At 73.4% G+C, this 1,421-nt stretch carries 1 protein-coding gene; it reads left to right on the forward strand.

Annotated elements, in window-relative coordinates; translation table 11 throughout:
• Positions 1-769: 769 nt before the first annotated feature.
• The gene (locus AOK16_RS27295) at positions 770-1,174 is read left to right on the forward strand and encodes a hypothetical protein (protein ID WP_169790925.1); all 405 of its coding nucleotides are present in this window, start codon (positions 770-772) and stop codon (positions 1,172-1,174) included.
• The last annotated feature ends 247 nt before the right edge of the window (positions 1,175-1,421 follow it).

The raw sequence follows: 1,421 nt of genomic DNA on the forward strand, positions 1-1,421 counted from the left end.
CCCCACCCTCCCGCACGCCCGCGTCACAGCACCGTAAGACGGCAACACCCGTAGGTGTTCCAGGCCGCACCGCGTAGCGTCGTCGGCATGAAGCGGTTGCGGGAACCGGAGCGGCGGATCGGCGACGAGCGGATCGCCGATCTGCCGCTGTGGCTCACGATCACCGGGCCCGTATTCGTCTGACCTGAGTGAAGATCGCCGCGGTACCGCTGCTCGGCCTGGCGGTGGCGGTGGGCCGCCGCCACCCGGTGGCTGCTGCCACCGTCCCCGTGGCCCTGAACCTTGCGGCGGCCCCGGAGATGTTCACCGGCAACTTCATGATCGCCCAGATCCTGCTGGTGTTCCTCCTCGGCCGCCGCACCGCCGGGTTGTGCACCGGGCTGCTGTACCTCGGCGCGGTGTGCGCGGTGGGGCTGGTGCCGGTGGGCCTGCTCGTCGACGACCCTGGTTCGGTGTCGTCGGCACCGTACTGCTGCTCATCCTGCTGCCGTGGCTGGCCGGACGGGTACGCCCGCCAGCCCGACGAACTCGTCCGCACCACAAGGACAGGGTGTACCTCGGCGACTGACGGGACCGCACCGGGTCTCGTAACGGGTCCGGGCCGGGTCCCGTCACGGAACCTGGCCGGGCCCGGGCCCCGGGCGTTCCCCGTCGCGTCTGCTCGCCCCTCACCCGCATGCGCGAGGAACACCCGCCCCGATGTAGCCGTAGGTAGCCGCTCACTTACGCTTGGTGCGTGCGTAGCGTGGTGTGCGGCGATGGAGCGAAGGTGCGCCCTGTCCGGGCGTTGCTGGCGCTCGGTCTGGTGCTGCTCGTCGGGGCTCACCTGGTGGGTGCCCTGCACGGTCCGGGTTTCACCGGAGCGCACCCGCGTACAGCCCTCCCGGCCGTCTGCGGCGGGCAGGCCGCCGACCCGACGGAGCCCGCTCCCGGCGATGAGCGCGGGCCCGGACCCCAGCGTGATCATGCGGACGGCCATGACGTGCCGCATGCGGTGGACCGGCTGCGCGGTCCGGCGGGAGCCCCGGTCAGCAGCCCCGACAACGCGGTGGCGCTGCCCTTCGCACCCACCGCACCCGCCGCACCGGCGGACCGCCCCGACCGGCCGCGGGGCGCTCCCTCCCGCACGGCCGGTCGGGCCTCTCTGGCTCTGCATTGCGTCTGGCGGCAGTGAGCCGCGCCCACATGCCTGCCTCCGCCACGGCGGCGGGCATGTCCGCGCGTCCATGACCCGCCATCACGCGCCCCCGGATGCGGGGGTGTCAAGGAGCCATGCCCCGATGAACATCTCGCTGCTCGAACCCGCCCGCGGCGGGGTGCCCGGCCTTGCCTCGACGGTCGCCCGGCATCCCGCCCAACTCGTCGGCAACACCCCCGTACTGCGGCTGGAGGAGCCGTTCGCCCCGGCCGGCCGGGGATTC

It is taken from the genome of Streptomyces pathocidini (genome assembly GCF_001418495.1).
GTDB classification, from domain to species: domain Bacteria; phylum Actinomycetota; class Actinomycetes; order Streptomycetales; family Streptomycetaceae; genus Streptomyces; species Streptomyces pathocidini.